Raw genomic sequence first — 15,306 nt, 5'->3', positions numbered from 1 at the left:
AGGAGGGGGATATCATGGCTAAGACTGATGAGAAAAAGGCAGTAAAAACTGAAAAGTCGGTAGCGGCAGAGAAAAAGGTTGATGATGGAAAATTGAAAGCCTTGGGCCTAGCGATGGATCAAATCACCAAGCAGTTTGGTGATGGTTCGATCATGAAGCTTGGTGAGGCGCATAAAGTCGATGTTGAAGTGATTCCGTCGGGTTCATTGAGCCTCGATTTGGCGCTAGGCGGCGGTTACCCGAAGGGTCGCATCATTGAGATTTATGGCCCAGAAAGTTCGGGTAAGACAACCTTGACGCTGCACGCTATTGCCGAAATTCAAAAGCAGGGCGGTACGGCAGCGTTCATCGACGCTGAGCATGCGCTTGACCCGAGCTACGCCAAGCGGTTGGGTGTGGATACCGAAAACCTATTGGTGTCGCAGCCAGACAACGGTGAGCAGGCGCTGGAAATTACCGAAACCTTGGTGCGCTCAAATGCGGTGGACCTAATCGTGGTGGACTCGGTGGCAGCACTGACACCGCAAGCGGAAATTGATGGCGATATGGGCGATTCGCACATGGGGCTGCAAGCGCGGTTGATGAGCCAAGCACTGCGTAAATTGACTGGTATCATCAACAAGTCGAAAGCCACGGTGATTTTCATCAACCAGATTCGCATGAAGATTGGCGTGATGTTTGGCAATCCTGAGACCACGACGGGTGGTAACGCACTGAAGTTTTACGCCTCGCAGCGGGTGGATATTCGCCGCATCGGGCAGATCAAGGTTGGCGATGATATCCTCGGTAACCGCACCAAGATCAAGGTGGTGAAAAATAAGATCGCGCCGCCATTCCGCATCGCTGAGTTTGACATTATGTATAACGAAGGCATCTCTAAAACTGGCGATATTCTGGATTTGGCAGCCACGCACGGCATTGTCGAAAAATCTGGCGCCTTTTACAAATATAACGGCGAGACCATCGGTCAGGGTCGCGACAAAACTAAATTGTATCTGAAAGAAAACCCTGAGGTTTTGGCAGAAATTGATCAGAAGGTTCGCGAGAAAGTAAAAGAAGGAGAAAACTAATGCGCGCAGCAGATGCTGCATATCCAGTCGAAAAACATATGGCGTCAGTCAGCCTCGTCTTTGATGATAAGCAGAATGCGTATCTTCGCGAGCTGTCAGAAACAATGAACCTTGATTTTGGTGAGTTTATCCCACACGTGACATTGATTAACGTGACTGAGCAGGATATGCCACGCCTCAAGTCGGCCGCTGTGGCGCTACCGGTCCTCGGGAGGTTGGCGCTTGATGGTGTTAACTTCCTGCCAGACAAGGCTGGTAACTGTGTTTGGGTTGAGCTACGCACGCAGAAAACTGCCTGGATGGTTGAGGCGCGTCAGCAATTACTCGCGGCACTGGATGGTATTCATCCGGGGCTGGATGTCGATGGCTTCCGCCCGCACATCACGCTTGGTTGCGTCGAGGCCGGTACGCTTGACGACGTTAATATGAGCGCTATTCCAGGGCAACTACCGGTCATCACCGAGCCGCGTGCTGCTGCTTGCTACAACGGCGTGCATGGCAAGGTGGTCGAGGTAGTCGAGTAACCTCTGCCAGTAGCGAGATCACTGTTTTCGCGTTATAATATTTTTATGAAAATCACTGATATCTCGCTTCAGGCTCGCGATAACAACCGCGTTAATGTGAGTGTTGATGGCGTATACAGCTTCAGTTTGGATATCGCTCAGGTGACTGACTTAAATCTTAAGGTTGGCCGTGAATTGAGTGATGGGGAGTTGGAAGAGCTGCAAGAAGAGAGCCAATTTGGCAAGTTGTATATGCGAGCACTTGAATATTGCTTGCGGCGACCACATTCAGTTAAGGAAGTCAGGGATTATCTATGGCGAAAAACCCAGCCAACGCTTCGTAAGGGACAGACTGGTATGAACAATCCTGTGGTCTATTCAGAGCGGGTGGCGTCGCGAGTGCTGAGTAAACTCCAGCAGAAAGCGTATGTTGATGATGAAGCGTTCGCGCGGTGGTGGGTGGAAAATCGTCAGCTTAGTAAAGGCGTAAGTCGACGTAAGCTAACGGCTGAGCTGCGTTCAAAGGGTGTTCACGCAGACATTATCGCGCAAACGCTTGAAAAAACTGACCGTACGGACGAGCAGGAGCTGAGGAAAGTTATCGCCAAAAAGCACCGTCGATATGCGGGTGATAGACAAAAGTTCGTGCAGTATCTGGTGCGTCAAGGCTTTTCCTATGACGACGTGGTTTCTACTTTGAATGATGTTGAGGAAGTAAATAGCTGAGGCTTTACGACGCCTGCTTTTTGCGGAAAGGATTTTCGTATGCCTGTAAAACCGGCTTCTCGACGTGCTGTTCTTGACGTGGAACAGTTGCTGATTTTACGACTATCTGATCGTCGGTCACTTTGACGATTTGTGAGCGATGAATGAGCATTTCGGTATCGCCAAAACTGCGAAGCAGCGGACGCTTCACGCTAAGCTGCTGAATGAGAAAGCTGCCGGCCATCACGGTGTAGCCAATGACCTTACCGACTTTACGACCGTCTTTTTCTACGACATGTTTGCCCATCAAAACGAATTTATATTCGTAAATCTTTTGTAGTTCTATAACGTCTGAAACGCCGACGAGCTCATCAGCCGAGTCGATGATCATACCGAGTGGGCCGATCTCTCGCACATCGTCCAGCCTAAGCAGCGTTGGGCGCTGGTCGAGAAGCGGACCTTCCAGCTCATAGGCAACGATTGATAAGTTACGCGGATCGATTATTTCGCGAGCAGTCCTGCCTAACTCCGCACCTGTCTGGAGGCTCATCACCGGAGTGTTCATAAATCTGCTGGCTGAAATTAACATACAGTATCTATTATACTACCTTACTCGACAAATGGGTTAATTCTTCCGCTGCCCGGCAGAGAGAATGGCTTTGCTGCTTGTGATGAGCTGTTATATTCTTTGATGCGATCGATAGTATTGGTGTCAAACTTGGTAGTCTCTACAACTTTTGCATCAACATCGTCACCGGAGCTGGTGACACTGCTGATCAGGAATATGGCTACTGAAACTGCAATCACGATGGTCATGGTATACAACGTGATGTGATAGCGGTGCAGGAATCGTGCCAGGATTATGCCTAATTGTCCAACAGATGGTGAGTTGTTCATCGTAAGTAAAGCTCCAATTTTAATGCTTGTGATTCAACATGTTGAGGACTATCTCCTTTAGCGAGGGATATGTTTGCTACTTGCATGCGGGTTAGGTTTTGCTCTAGTAGGTGCAAGAACTGCAGGAAACGCACGTAGTCGAGGTCTTTGCTCATTTGGATAGAGACTGACGTACTCTTAGCGCCAGATGGGCTTGGTGCAGTTGGCGTTTTAGCGGCTGTTGATGAGCTGCTTTTGCCACTTGAAGCTGCGCTATCATCTTGAAAGGTAAATGATGAAATACCAACACCGGCCTGTCGTGCATAGGCGGTTATATCGTTGATGATCTGGTTTTGATACTTGTAACTGGTAGATTCGGCAACAATTTTCTCTGCCTTTTTGACGCTGTCTTGATATTTTTCCAGTTTGCTCGAGAGTGATCTAACGTCTTGTAATTTTTTGTCAGCAGCTTTCGCATCAGCTTGCACGCTGGCGACTTGTTGAGCTGAATCTTTCATGAAATTGTACGCCATGTAGAACCCAGCGGTCATGACAAGCAATATCAAGACGAGGGCTAATGACAATAAAATGCGAGCTAATGTTGCGTTTAGTTGAAGTTTTTGTATATTCATGATTTTATCACCTCCGGGCGAATAACAACGCTGATGACGATTGACATTGGATAGCCGTCCTTTGCTTCATTGGCAGTTACTGACACTAGATGGACGTTTTGGAAGACGTCTTTCTTGTTCTCTAGGGCGGTTTTTAGCTCCAGAGCGTCACTGTAACTTTTGCCTTTTGTAGTAAGGCTGATTGGTTTACCAAAGGTGGTTGCGTCCAGATCCAAAGATTGTAGGACGATGTTTTTTGGTAGTGCCTGGGCTATTTTGACTGCGATTTTTGAGTACGGCACTTCTTTGTCTAAGATGGATTTGGCGACTTTGAGGTTGTCTGAAAATTGCTTGGCTTGTTGCTGGACTTCTTTGTACTGTGACAATTGTTGATTACTTTCAGCAATGGTTTGCTCAGCATCTGACTTGGATTTCAGCAAAATGAAGTAGGATATGCCGATATAGATGAACAGTAGTGCTGCCAGTGCCAATGAAATGATGCAGTAGCGCGCCAACAGTCTGTTGGTTTGCCCGGCGATGATTTGACGTTTTTCGTCCTGAGGTAATAGGTTTATCATTTCCAGATCTCCTTTGGATCAACCAGCGCCAAGCCTGCAACCGTCATCAAGTGAGTCCGAAGCTGCTTCGTTGGTGGCTGTAGTGAGCTAAAGTTCAATGCTTGCCAAGGGCTCGCCGTACGACTCGGCATCATCAGCTCGTTAGTGAAATAATCACCCAATCCTGGAATGTTACTACCGCTACCGACGATGAGCAGCTGCTCCATTTTTGGCTCATTCGGGAAGTGTTCAGAGTAGTAGCGGATAATTTTTTGGGTTTCTTTGACGACTGTTTCCAGGCTTGGTTTAAGCGCGCTGGTAATTTGCGCTTGCTTTGGTCCAGAATTTAGACCGCTCAGAACTTTCAGCTGGTGTGCTGCCTCCAGTGGTGTGTTGAGCTTCTTGGCGATGTTGAGAGTGAAGGTATTGCCGCCGATGTTGACACCAGAAGTCACGCGTATAACGGAGTCTAATATTGCGATGTCTGTGGTTGATGGTCCGATGTCCAAGATTACGGTTGGTAGCCCGCCGCTTTCAGTTGATTTCAAAATACGGGCGATGGCGTTGATGCTTGGTTCGATCATGGCAATTTCAATACCACATTGTTTGGCGATGGTCGTCATCACTTCGATGTCTTTTTTCGGCGCAGCGCACATCAGTACGGTCAGTGAATCTTTATCACGCTTGATGATCTGGTGGTCAACATAGAGCAGGTCTGGCGGCATCGGTATATACTGTTCGACTTCCAGGTTGACCGCATCTCGCAAAGATGCTTCCTGGGCTTTAGGCACGGTGAAGGTACGCGAGAAGGTGCGTGATGTTGGCAGACTGAGGACAGCTCGATTGCTGTTCAGTTTGCCAACTAAGTTTTTTTCAAACAATTCGTTAATACGCGTAACGATATAGTCCGAGCAGACTTCTAAATCGTCAGACATCTTGGATGGATCGAAATCAATGGCACCGTAGCCGTGAACGCTCATCTTTGCGACGTCCAGCGACATGACTCGGGCGCCCACCTTGCTGAAATCAAATCCAATGATTGGTTTATTTTTGTAAAATATAGAACTCACAATATTGCCCACACATTTATATAATTCTTTTTTAGTATACCATAACCAATTTGATTTGCTAACCCTTAATTTGATTTGCTAATCCGGTGATTGGCATCATCACACTGGCAGCGATCAAGCCAACCATGCCACCCATGAAAACAATCATCACTGGCTCGATGGTGGAGCTGATACTGGCGATGGCGGTATCGACTTCTTCTTCGTAAAAATCAGCCACCTTAACCAAGACCTGATCGGTTTGACCGGTTTCTTCACCGACTGCTAACATCTGTGCCACGATTGGCGGATATAGTACCTCGTCTTCAGCGATGATTTTTGAAAATACCTCACCGTTTTTTACGCGCTTGGCCGCACTATTGAGTGATTCTTCATAGACGTTATTACCAACTGCTTTGGAGGTCACTTCAAGTGCTTCCAACACCGCCACACCAGCGCCGATAAGGGAAGAGAAGGTACGAGTGAAGCGAGCGATGGCGATTTTTTTCATGATTTTGCCGATAATTGGTCCATGCACCAAAAAGTGATGATATTTTTTCTTGCCACCAGGTGTTTTGATGTAACGCAAGAAACCATAAATTGCTGCACCAACCAGTGGCAGCAGGATATACCAGAAATTGACCATAAAGGCACTGATCCCCAGCATGGCTTGGGTCAAAGCTGGTAGCTCGGCGTCTTCTCCCGCCAAATCTTTGATGGTTTTACCAATCATTGGTAGGACAAAGATCATCAAGCCGAAGAACGCACCGATGGTAATGACGATTAGTACCATCGGGTAGGTCATGGCTCCTTTAACCTTTTTCTTGATGGAGGCTGATTTTTCTTGCTGCAAGGCTAGGCGCTTCAAAATGTCGTCCAAAATACCACCAGTTTCACCAGCCCGAACCATGTTGACGTAGACATCATTGAAGGTGTCGGGGTGTCGCGCCAACGCATCAGCAAATGACAAACCACTTTCAATGTCTTTTGAGACGTCGCCAATGATTGAGCGGAATGATGCGCTTTCAGCATGTTCTGTCATTGACTCTAACGACCGAAGGATTGGCACACCAGCCGAAACCATGGAGCTTAACTGACGGGTAAACATTACCAATTCATCAGATTTAATTTTCCGACGGCGTTTGCGTCCAGGTTTGGCATCTGTCTCTTTGAGGTTGACCAGCTTTAAGCCCTGTGCTTGAATTGAGCGGATGGCAGCCGCGCGATCGCTTGACTCTATGGTTGATGATAGCGTTGAGCCATCTTTTTTTGTCGCGACAAAACTAAAACTAGTCATGTGTTATTGCTCCCTCGTTGCACGTAAAATTTCCTCAATGGTTGTGACGCCGCGGAATGATTTGATCAATCCATCCATCTGCATGGTAATCATACCTTCGCTAATCGCTTGTTCCTGAATATCATTGCTGGTGGCATTTGCAGTGATCATCTTTTGAATGGCCACAGAAATACCCAACACTTCGTAAATACCAACGCGACCCTTGAAGCCATTGTGCCCACATTCGTCACAGCCTTCCGGCGATGGCTTCCACAACTGAACGATGGTTGCGTCTGTCGTGCCCATTGGTGTATCGCCGCCAATACTCTCTGAGGCGGCCTGCTCTTCAAGCTCGTGTAGGTGCGGCATTGACTCTGGCGTGATGTTGAACATTTGGGTGATATAATTTAGTTCTTCTTGGCTGGGGGTGTAGGCCTGGCGACAGGATTGACACAAGCGTCTGACGAGTCGCTGACCGATGACAGCTTTGACGGTGCTGGCGATCAAAAACGGCTCAATATCCATGTCGAGCAAACGCGGCAAACAGGTGGCTGCGTTGTTGGTGTGGAGGGTTGAGAACACTAGGTGCCCGGTTAGCGCTGCTTGCACGCCGAGGTTGGCAGTTTCACCGTCACGGATCTCTCCAACCATGATGATGTTCGGGTCTTGACGGAGCAATGCGCGCAGTCCTGAAGCAAAGGTCATGCCGGCTTTGGCATTGGTCTGGGTTTGGTTGACTCCAGGGATTTTGTACTCGACCGGGTCTTCAATGGTTGAAATATTAACGTCAGGAGTGTTGAGTTCTGACAACACACTAAACAGGGAAGTTGATTTTCCCGAACCAGTTGGTCCGGTCACTAGAATCATACCGTTTGGTTGTGCCATGGCGTTTTTGATGGTAGCCAAAGACAGCCCCCAATAGCCCAATTTTTCTAGGGAAATAGCCTGGTTTGATTCATCCAACACACGCATGACGATTTTTTCACCGTCAGCGATTGGCAGCGTCGATACACGCAAAGCGTATTGTTTACCGGAGACTTTGATTTTGAAGCGGCCATCTTGCGGTACACGGCGTTCGTCGATTTTCAAATTTGACAAAATTTTGATACGGCTGACCAGCGCACCCAGGACATTATGGGGCAGCTTGTTCACTTCTCTCAAGACACCATCGATGCGGTATCGCACCTGGACAAATTCTTCGCGTGGCTCAATGTGGATGTCGGAAGCGTGTGATTTGATAGCGTACTCGAGCAGCAGGTTGACAGTCTGCGCAATTGGTGAATCTTCAGCAAATTCTTCCTCTTTGGCATTTTCGGCGTCGCTATCATCTCTCTGGATGGCAATGACTTCATCAAGTTCGTCGTTCACATCACCGCGGTAATTTTCCAAACAATCCAAAATATTACTTTTCGTCGCCAAGAACACGCGCAGGTTATAGCCGATTTCTTTTTGGATAAAATTGAGAGCCTGCACATCGTCAGGATCTTCCATAGCTAGCATCGGTGCACCATCTTCATCAACTGCAAACAGCACGACATTGTACTGCCGGGCGATATGCTCTGGGATGCGCTTTAGGACCTCATCAGGAATATCTTTTGGCTCAATTTCTACAAACGGCGTCCCGATATAATCACCGACCAATTTGGCTAATTCGCGCTCTTCTAGCACCTTGTCCTCAATGATGGTCTCTTGCAGGGTGCGCTTGGAACGTTCGGCGGTCGTCTTTAAATCAGCAAGCTGTGATTCTGTTAAGATCCCACCCTGTTTCAGAATTTTCTCAATCGTATTATCTGAGATTCTCATATTACTTATGCTTTAGTATAGACCAGTTGAATTGAAAAAACAATGATATACTAAAAGTGTGAAGATATATGATGAAACGGAGATGAAAGCACTGGGGCGGGCGATTGGTCAGGCGCTGGCTGGCGGTGAAGTGATAGAGCTGATCGGCGATGTGGGCGCTGGTAAGACTACGCTTGCTAAAGGTCTGGCGGAAGGGTTGGCAATTACCGAACCAATTCAAAGTCCGACATTTACCATTTCGCGCGTATATGATGCGCGCGATGGACTGCGCCTTTGTCACTATGATTTTTACCGCCTGGGTGAAGCCGGTATCATGGGCGATGAAATTTCTGAAATTATGCAAGACGGCTCAACCATCACAGTTATTGAATGGGCAGGCGCGGTTAATGAAGTGCTGCCGAGTGACCGATTGATAATCACGGTTACCGCTACAACTGAAACAGAGCGACAGTTGGAGGTTACTGCTAATGGTGTTCGTTCCGAACGGCTACTTAGTGCTGTTGATGAGTTTTTTGAGAGGAGATGAAATGTTATTACTACTTGATACATCAACCCCAGTTTGTTACGTAACACTTGTCAGTCAAGAAGGCGCAGTGTCGTATGAATGGCAGGCTGACCGCACGTTGGCCAAAGGACTATTGGGCTTTCTCAGAGACAGCTTGGCCAAACAAAATACCGACATTCACGCGTTGACTGGTATTGGTGTGATGAAAGGGCCGGGAAGCTTTACTGGGTTGAGGATTGGACTGACAGTGGCCAATACGCTGGCGGATGGTTTGCAGGTGCCAATTGTTGGCGCGACGGGCGAAAACTGGCAGGAACGAGCGTTAGAAAAATTACGCTCTGGTGGAGACGAGAAAATCGTCCTGCCAGAATATGGTGCTGCGGCTCACATCACTGCGCCACGAAAATAATGACGGCTATGGTATAATTTACGGCATGACAGAGCGTGCCATGAAACCAAAACAACCTCTAAAACGCAAGAAAACCGCAAAAACTGTAAAGACGAGCACTCCGCAGCCGAACAGCGCGGCAGAAGCGGCTATTTTTATTGGTAGTCTAGGGATAATGTTGTATGCAGCCGATATGTTCTTATTGGGACTTGTTAACTCAAATGGCGATACTAGCCGTGATAACACGGCGGGGCTTGGCTTTATGCTGTTTGTATTTGGTATTAATCTTGCGGCTCAGAGCGTTTGGGCTGCTAAGGAGAATCGTCGAGTTGATAGGTATCGTCAAAGAATTATCGCAGTGTATGTAACAGCCTTACCTCTGCTGATGTCTATTGTCTTCAGAGTATTAGGTTTTTGCTATCTGGTTTATGGATGCAAACGTAGTGAAGTAATGAATACGTTGTGTGTCATTGTTCATGATGTATTGATGACCGTGAAACATTCTTATGGAATAGCAGCTTGGATATCTGCGGCTGGATCAATGTATCTGTGGTATTTACTGACATGTAAAGACAAGCTGGTCTGGATATATGATAAGCCTCGGAAGAGCAGTGAAGTTAATAAGGGGGTGGCTGAACGTGCAAAAAAATATCGCAAGATTGGTCTTACGTTATTGGCGATTCTGCCGATAATGTTGGTCGGAAAGATTATTACCGTTGTTATTGTGAGTTCTTTAGCATTGTATGCCAGTGATATAGTGTGGTTTATACTCATACCATTTGATTACTTCTTTACCTCTATGATTTGGGTGTTATTTGTTATTGCTGGCCTTATATTTTTCGTAAAAAGCAAGTAATTATAGACATTGCGTGCTTTCCGTGTCAAAACTCCAGAAACCGTGTATAATTAAATTACGGCGATTTGTAGGATGCGGTTCGCCGGATTAGATAGTTTGAAATTGATTGGCTGTTGATATGTTTCCTTGAGGCGAATACTCAGGGGCAGTCGGTCGGAAAGGAATACTGAAGTATGGCAGGAATTGTCATTGGCGCACTTGTTGGGGCCAGTTTAGGCGCGGGCGCGCTTTATGGATATCAAACAGTACGCCGTTCACAAGCAAAGTCGCAAATTGATAAAGATTTGGCGAATGCAAAAACCAAAGCGAGTGACATCGTTCTTAAGGCAAAAGATGAGGCGCTGAAAATTGAGAATGAGCGTCGTCGAGAGTGGCAAAAAACGGAAAATCGTTTGGCAGATCGTGAAAAGGCGCTTGACAATAAGCTTGAAGAGCTAGATCGTCGGTCAGAAAAATTGCGGGCGCACGAAGATGAGATCGATGATTTGAAAAATGAGATTCGGCAAATTCGTACTCGTCAGCAGGAAAAATTGGAAAAAATTGCTGGCCTGAAAAAGAAAGATGCAGCCGAAAAATTGATGCAGATGACTGAGCGTGACATTCGTGACGACCTCACCAAATTGGTTGCAAAATTGCAGCACGAGGCCATGGACGATGCTGAAGAGCGAGCTCAGACTATTTTGCTCACCGCCATGGAGCGAATGAGTAGCGAAGTAACGGCTGAGCGTACCGTGACGGCAGTGAAGCTGGCTGATGACGAGATGAAGGGTCGCATCATTGGTAAGGAGGGTCGCAATATCCAGGCATTACAACGTGCCACGGGTGTCGACATTTTGGTGGACGACACACCAGGTATGGTGGTGTTGTCGAGCTTTGACCCAGTTCGTCGCCAGGTTGCGCGTTTGAGCTTGGAGATGCTGATGAAAGATGGACGCATTCATCCAGCGCGCATCGAGGAAGTTGTTGCCAAGGCGCAAAAACAGATTGACAAAGAAGTCAAGCAGGCTGGTGAAGATGCCATGCGTGAAGCGGGTGTTGTTGGTATTCCAAAGGAAATGCTACGCCTGTTGGGTGAATTGAAATTCCGAACCTCCTATGGTCAGAACGTGCTGAAGCATTCTACTGAGATGGCGCAGATGGCGGGGATGATTGCCGAGGAAATTGGCGCTGATGTTCGTATATCAAAGATTGCAACATTGCTGCACGACTCTGGTAAGGCAGTGACGCACAAGATTGAAGGTAAGCATCACCACATTGCGGCAGAATTGGCGCGTAAATATGGCATGGACGAGCGAATTGCTCACGCTATTGAGGCGCACCATGATGATATTGAAGCGACAACACCAGAAGCGTTGGTGGTTCGTGTGGTAGACGCTGCTTCAGCAGCACGGCCAGGCGCACGTAACATCTCAGCGGAAAACTTTGCTGAACGTATGCGCGACTTGGAAAACGTAGCCACCAGCTTTGAGGGCATCGACAAGGCCTATGCAATTTCTGCCGGGCGAGAAGTGCGGGTGATTGTCAAGCCAGAAAAGATTGATGACTTGAGCGCCATCAAGTTGTCGCGTGATATTGCCACTAAGATTGAATCAACTATGCAATATCCAGGTACTATCAAAGTTAATGTTATCCGCGAAACGCGGGCAGTGGAGTTTGCAAAATAATGGATGGGTTTATGAGAGCAGAACGACGTCAATGGCTTGAAAGCTTGGACGCTCGACCGTCTGGCGCTGCTGTCCTGTTGGAGGATGTTGAGGGTCGAGCTTTGATCGTTAAGGCAAACTACAAGACGTATTGGGCGTTACCGGGCGGCATGGTTGACACTGAAGAATCACCACTAGTGGCAGCGCTACGGGAAGTAAAGGATGAAGTTGGCATCGTCATCAATCCAAGCGACGTGTCGTTGATGGGTGTGGCGCAGCGCATGGGTGACGGATTTATTACCTACCAATTCATCTTTACAGCGTCCATCAAAGAGTCACAAGTCAAGGCCATCAGTCCACACGATCCAGAGATCGAAGAGTGGCGATTTATCAGCAAACAGGAAGTGCTGAAAGGTGAATTGCCGTTACCATGGTCATTGAAGGCGTGGGCTCACGACCAGTCGGGGTATTTTGAAACCGCCATTGCTGATGATGACAATGCTGATACTGAAACAATCGTATTCTCCACAACTGGTGGCGATGAAAGCAGTAGTAGTGATACGCCGGTGCGCAAGGGTGCTTCTGGACGACTATTCATCACCCGCCACGGCGAAAGCGAGTGGAATTTGCAGGGCAAATGGACCGGACTGACAGACGTTGGCTTGACAGAAAAAGGTATCTCGGACACGGTGCGGCTTGGTCAGCTATTGAAAGACACAACTTTTGACGTGGCCTATACTTCTGCCTTGAAGCGCACTCATCAGACACTTGACGCGTTGCTTAAAGGCGCAGAAATTACCACATTACCAACCATTCATGCAGCAGAACTCAACGAGCGCGACTATGGTACATTGACAGGTAGTGACAAGTGGGAAGTCAAAGATCAGATTGGTGAAGAGGCATTCAATGGCATTCGTCGCGGTTGGGACTATCCAGTACCAGACGGCGAAACCTTGAAAGACGTGTATGCACGAGTTGTGCCGTACTTTGAGACCGAGATATTGCCACGACTGCAGGACGGTGAAAATGTTCTACTGGTGGCGCATGGTAATTCCATCCGCGCCTTGGTCAAATACCTTGACCAAATTCCAGACGATAAGGTCGCAGACTTAGAAATGCCGTTTGGCAAAATCTTAGTCTATAGCTTTGATCATGACCACGCGTTGCCAGTTGACAAGGCTGAGCGTTCAGTCGATATATCACCGACCAAAGCGTAGGCGCCAGCTATACAATTATAGCTACAACAAGACTAGCTTTTACTGCGCCAATGTGCTACAATACCTTGCAGGTAGTTACCTCATTTCGGGGTGTGGCGCAGTTGGCTAGCGCGCGCGGTTTGGGACCGTGAGGTCGAAGGTTCGAGTCCTTTCACCCCGACCATCGAAGTAATATCAGATCCACGTCATGGAATTATGGCGTGGATTTTTCAATTGGCATAACAGCTAAAGACTAATCTTGGTAGATATCGCGGCTGCTTATCGAGGTCGTTCAGCTGCAACCTGTTGCGCTGTCTGCGCCAGAGTATCAACCTCAAGTGGTTTGAGGTCTTCGGCAGATATACCGCGGCGTTCCAAAGCTTTGGCTATCAAAAAATCAGCGATCGTTGGATTTTTCGGCAATAACGATCCGTGCAAGTAGGTTGCTATGACGTTATTGAACCGAACTCCTTCGGTGCCGTCAGTGGTATTATTGCCAGCACCACGGACTACCTTGCCCAGTGGCTGAACTGTGTCGTCCAAAAATGTCTGACCGCTGTGATTTTCATAGCCAACGATTGTGCCAAACTGTTCGCTCTCCAGGGTGATATTGCCGATGAGTCGTTCCTCTCCGGCAGTCGTTTCCACGGGCAGTACGCCAATGCCGCGGATGACAGAACCGTCATTGGTGACAAATTGTCGTCCAAACAACTGATACATCCCACAGATGAGTAACATGGGAACGCCGTTGCTAGCCAGGTTTTTTAGCTCCTCGCCGCGTGACAGTAAATCATCTTGGATGGCTAATTGCCCAGCGTCTTGTCCGCCGCCGCCTACAAAAATATCTCCGGTCGAGAAGTCAGTCGCATCTCCTGGGTTGTGGTCGATGATTTCGACACGAAAGCCTCGCCACTCCAGCCTTTTTTTGAGCACCAAGGTATTGCCCCAGTCGCCGTAGAGATTCATGTCCTTAGGGTATAATTGGATGATGGTGATCGTTGTCATGAGATATCCTCCACATCTGTTTTTTCGCTGAGTAATCGCCGTAGGGTGGTCATGGCAGTATAGCTACAAAAAATCTGTTTTGGCTCCGTCGGCTCGTGTGCCAAAAATTCATCCAGCGCTTTTGCCAAATCCTGTTCGACAGTACCAACGGCCACTTCGTCATAACTTAGCCGCAGTGCCATGTCATAGGCTCGAACACCGCTAACGACGCTGACATCTTCCAGCACAGAAAAATCAACATCCCACAGCCAACTCATGTCGCGACCGTCAGCATAATTATCATTGATGGCGATCATAGTCTGGCGTTGTCGCTTACCAAATGACAGGAGACTGAGTCGAAAGCCGCTGGGATTTTTCACTAATAGTAAATCAATGGACGTACCGTTATAGGTGATGGTCTCACCGCGACCGAACGCTGGTTTGACTTTTGACAATGCCTCCAGTAAGACAGGAATTGGTGCTTCTGGCACGATGGCTCGAACGAGCGCCAAGGCCGCCGCCGCATTCAACAGGTTATATACACCACTAAGCGCGACCTCAGTTCTGTGACGTGTGCCATCTATCAAGAACTCAGCGCCTTGTTCCGCTACAGCTGTGAGTACCACTTCTGCAGGTACCGATTCATTGGCTACAGCATCACCAGTCTTCAGGGAATCATCGGTCGGCATCAGTCGCAACAGGTCAGTCGTTAAACCAAAATAGGTTGCTGCTGCCGAGGTTTTTTCATGGATGCGAAAGACCCGTGGATCGTCACGATTCAAAACTACACGTTCGGTGGTGGCTGCCGCAATTTTTTCCAAAAAACCGGCTGCCGTGTCTATCTCGCCAAATCGGTCCAGCTGGTCACGCATGACGTTGAGTAGCAGCGAATATTTTGGCTGCACCTGTTGCACAAATTTAACAGCCCAGGCCTCATCCAGTTCTAGGACTGCGATATCAGCGTCCAATTTGCCTCGCCGGTTGACCTCGCCCAACAGTGCTGCCGCCACACCACGAGAGAAATTACTACCAGTGCGGTTAGTGAAGACTTTGAGGCCTGCCGCTTCCAACAGCTCTACGACAATTTTTGTTGTCGTGGTTTTGCCGTTGGTTCCTGACACTACGACCACGCCGTAGGGTAAATCTTGTAGGGCGCGAGGGATGAAGCCTGAGTCGATTTTTTCTACCACCAGTCCAGGTAGAGCCGAGCCACCACCGCGTAATCTCATGCCGCCGCGAACAGCTTTGCCGATAGCGGTTGTTATCATGTGTCGAATCATATAGAGA

General features: G+C 48.1%; 17 protein-coding genes and 1 tRNA gene. 9 read left to right on the top strand and 9 right to left on the bottom strand.

Annotated elements, in window-relative coordinates:
• The first annotated feature begins 14 nt into the window (after window positions 1-14).
• The 3 genes from recA to V4210_RS03510 are packed head-to-tail and all read left to right on the top strand — an operon-like array spanning window position 15 to window position 2,299.
• Window positions 15-1,070, top strand: coding sequence for a recombinase RecA (gene recA / locus V4210_RS03520; RefSeq protein ID WP_338520653.1), 1,056 nt, complete (start codon window positions 15-17; stop codon window positions 1,068-1,070).
• Window positions 1,070-1,594 (top strand): 2'-5' RNA ligase family protein, encoded by a 525-nt coding sequence (locus V4210_RS03515; RefSeq protein ID WP_338520652.1) that lies wholly within the window; start codon window positions 1,070-1,072, stop codon window positions 1,592-1,594. The genes recA and V4210_RS03515 overlap by 1 nt, the downstream gene beginning before the upstream one ends.
• A gap of 45 nt (window positions 1,595-1,639) precedes the next feature.
• Window positions 1,640-2,299 (top strand): regulatory protein RecX, encoded by a 660-nt coding sequence (locus tag V4210_RS03510; protein ID WP_338520651.1) that lies wholly within the window; start codon window positions 1,640-1,642, stop codon window positions 2,297-2,299.
• 4 nt (window positions 2,300-2,303) lie between these two features.
• Here the strand turns inward: V4210_RS03510 and V4210_RS03505 are convergent, their stop codons facing one another.
• From V4210_RS03505 to V4210_RS03475, 7 genes are read right to left on the bottom strand one after another with little or no spacing between them, the layout of a single operon-like run.
• Window positions 2,304-2,867, bottom strand: a complete 564-nt coding sequence (locus tag V4210_RS03505) for a hypothetical protein (RefSeq protein ID WP_138079429.1) — start codon at window positions 2,865-2,867, stop codon at window positions 2,304-2,306.
• A gap of 20 nt (window positions 2,868-2,887) precedes the next feature.
• Window positions 2,888-3,175 (bottom strand): hypothetical protein, encoded by a 288-nt coding sequence (locus tag V4210_RS03500; protein ID WP_338520650.1) that lies wholly within the window; start codon window positions 3,173-3,175, stop codon window positions 2,888-2,890.
• On the bottom strand, window positions 3,172-3,786 hold the full coding sequence (locus tag V4210_RS03495) for a hypothetical protein (RefSeq protein WP_338520649.1): 615 nt from the start codon (window positions 3,784-3,786) through the stop codon (window positions 3,172-3,174). Before V4210_RS03495 ends, V4210_RS03500 begins: the two co-directional genes overlap by 4 nt.
• A complete protein-coding gene (locus V4210_RS03490) occupies window positions 3,783-4,343 on the bottom strand; it encodes a PilN domain-containing protein (protein WP_338520648.1) in 561 nt (186 codons plus the stop codon). The genes V4210_RS03495 and V4210_RS03490 overlap by 4 nt, the downstream gene beginning before the upstream one ends.
• Entirely contained in the window at window positions 4,340-5,392 is a 1,053-nt protein-coding gene (gene pilM / locus V4210_RS03485) for a pilus assembly protein PilM (RefSeq protein WP_338520647.1), read from the bottom strand. Before pilM ends, V4210_RS03490 begins: the two co-directional genes overlap by 4 nt.
• 58 nt (window positions 5,393-5,450) lie before the next feature.
• Window positions 5,451-6,665, bottom strand: coding sequence for a type II secretion system F family protein (locus tag V4210_RS03480; protein WP_338520646.1), 1,215 nt, complete (start codon window positions 6,663-6,665; stop codon window positions 5,451-5,453).
• A 3-nt stretch (window positions 6,666-6,668) separates the two neighbouring features.
• Window positions 6,669-8,447: a GspE/PulE family protein gene (locus V4210_RS03475; RefSeq protein ID WP_338520645.1), complete on the bottom strand. Its 1,779-nt coding sequence runs from the start codon at window positions 8,445-8,447 to the stop codon at window positions 6,669-6,671.
• A 58-nt stretch (window positions 8,448-8,505) separates the two neighbouring features.
• Here V4210_RS03475 and tsaE point away from each other — a divergent pair, with 58 nt between their 5' ends.
• The 6 genes from tsaE (at window position 8,506) to V4210_RS03445 (ending at window position 13,219) form a co-directional block, all read left to right on the top strand.
• Window positions 8,506-8,973, top strand: coding sequence for a tRNA (adenosine(37)-N6)-threonylcarbamoyltransferase complex ATPase subunit type 1 TsaE (gene tsaE, locus V4210_RS03470; protein WP_338520644.1), 468 nt, complete (start codon window positions 8,506-8,508; stop codon window positions 8,971-8,973).
• A 1-nt stretch (window position 8,974) separates the two neighbouring features.
• Entirely contained in the window at window positions 8,975-9,361 is a 387-nt protein-coding gene (gene tsaB, locus V4210_RS03465; protein ID WP_338520643.1) for a tRNA (adenosine(37)-N6)-threonylcarbamoyltransferase complex dimerization subunit type 1 TsaB, read from the top strand.
• A 25-nt stretch (window positions 9,362-9,386) separates the two neighbouring features.
• Complete coding sequence (locus V4210_RS03460; RefSeq protein WP_338520642.1) at window positions 9,387-10,196, top strand: hypothetical protein; 810 nt, start codon at window positions 9,387-9,389, stop codon at window positions 10,194-10,196.
• 173 nt (window positions 10,197-10,369) lie between these two features.
• Window positions 10,370-11,860, top strand: a complete 1,491-nt coding sequence (rny, locus tag V4210_RS03455; protein ID WP_338520641.1) for a ribonuclease Y — start codon at window positions 10,370-10,372, stop codon at window positions 11,858-11,860.
• An 11-nt stretch (window positions 11,861-11,871) separates the two neighbouring features.
• Window positions 11,872-13,056, top strand: coding sequence for a 2,3-bisphosphoglycerate-dependent phosphoglycerate mutase (locus tag V4210_RS03450; RefSeq protein ID WP_338520640.1), 1,185 nt, complete (start codon window positions 11,872-11,874; stop codon window positions 13,054-13,056).
• Window positions 13,057-13,142: 86 nt separating this feature from the next.
• Window positions 13,143-13,219, top strand: a tRNA-Pro gene (locus V4210_RS03445).
• 95 nt (window positions 13,220-13,314) lie between these two features.
• Here the strand turns inward: V4210_RS03445 and V4210_RS03440 are convergent.
• Together V4210_RS03440 and V4210_RS03435 are read right to left on the bottom strand one after the other, a co-directional pair.
• Window positions 13,315-14,040 (bottom strand): type 1 glutamine amidotransferase, encoded by a 726-nt coding sequence (locus V4210_RS03440; protein WP_338520639.1) that lies wholly within the window; start codon window positions 14,038-14,040, stop codon window positions 13,315-13,317.
• Window positions 14,037-15,299, bottom strand: a complete 1,263-nt coding sequence (locus V4210_RS03435) for a MurT ligase domain-containing protein (protein WP_338520638.1) — start codon at window positions 15,297-15,299, stop codon at window positions 14,037-14,039. The genes V4210_RS03440 and V4210_RS03435 overlap by 4 nt, the downstream gene beginning before the upstream one ends.
• Between the last annotated feature and the right edge of the window lie 7 nt (window positions 15,300-15,306).

The sequence above is a fragment of the Candidatus Nanosynbacter featherlites genome (genome assembly GCF_037013405.1).
GTDB classification, from domain to species: Bacteria; Patescibacteriota; Saccharimonadia; order Saccharimonadales; family Saccharimonadaceae; genus Nanosynbacter; species Nanosynbacter featherlites_B.
The sequence above is the reverse complement of the archived record's forward strand: the minus strand, read 5'-3'. Positions and strand labels throughout refer to the sequence as shown.

Bases quoted from the DNA above. Each gene is read 5' to 3' on its own strand.
- V4210_RS03440 (WP_338520639.1), bottom strand. From the start codon at position 14,040: ATGACAACGATCACCATCATCCAATTATACCCTAAGGACATGAATCTC.
- tsaB (WP_338520643.1), top strand. From the start codon at position 8,975: ATGTTATTACTACTTGATACATCAACCCCAGTTTGTTACGTAACACTT.
- V4210_RS03480 (WP_338520646.1), bottom strand. From the start codon at position 6,665: ATGACTAGTTTTAGTTTTGTCGCGACAAAAAAAGATGGCTCAACGCTA.
- V4210_RS03505 (WP_138079429.1), bottom strand. From the start codon at position 2,867: ATGTTAATTTCAGCCAGCAGATTTATGAACACTCCGGTGATGAGCCTC.
- V4210_RS03435 (WP_338520638.1), bottom strand. From the start codon at position 15,299: ATGATTCGACACATGATAACAACCGCTATCGGCAAAGCTGTTCGCGGC.
- V4210_RS03460 (WP_338520642.1), top strand. From the start codon at position 9,387: ATGACAGAGCGTGCCATGAAACCAAAACAACCTCTAAAACGCAAGAAA.
- V4210_RS03515 (WP_338520652.1), top strand. From the start codon at position 1,070: ATGCGCGCAGCAGATGCTGCATATCCAGTCGAAAAACATATGGCGTCA.
- V4210_RS03450 (WP_338520640.1), top strand. From the start codon at position 11,872: ATGAGAGCAGAACGACGTCAATGGCTTGAAAGCTTGGACGCTCGACCG.
- V4210_RS03510 (WP_338520651.1), top strand. From the start codon at position 1,640: ATGAAAATCACTGATATCTCGCTTCAGGCTCGCGATAACAACCGCGTT.
- V4210_RS03475 (WP_338520645.1), bottom strand. From the start codon at position 8,447: ATGAGAATCTCAGATAATACGATTGAGAAAATTCTGAAACAGGGTGGG.
- V4210_RS03495 (WP_338520649.1), bottom strand. From the start codon at position 3,786: ATGAATATACAAAAACTTCAACTAAACGCAACATTAGCTCGCATTTTA.
- V4210_RS03500 (WP_338520650.1), bottom strand. From the start codon at position 3,175: ATGAACAACTCACCATCTGTTGGACAATTAGGCATAATCCTGGCACGA.
- V4210_RS03490 (WP_338520648.1), bottom strand. From the start codon at position 4,343: ATGATAAACCTATTACCTCAGGACGAAAAACGTCAAATCATCGCCGGG.
- rny (WP_338520641.1), top strand. From the start codon at position 10,370: ATGGCAGGAATTGTCATTGGCGCACTTGTTGGGGCCAGTTTAGGCGCG.
- recA (WP_338520653.1), top strand. From the start codon at position 15: ATGGCTAAGACTGATGAGAAAAAGGCAGTAAAAACTGAAAAGTCGGTA.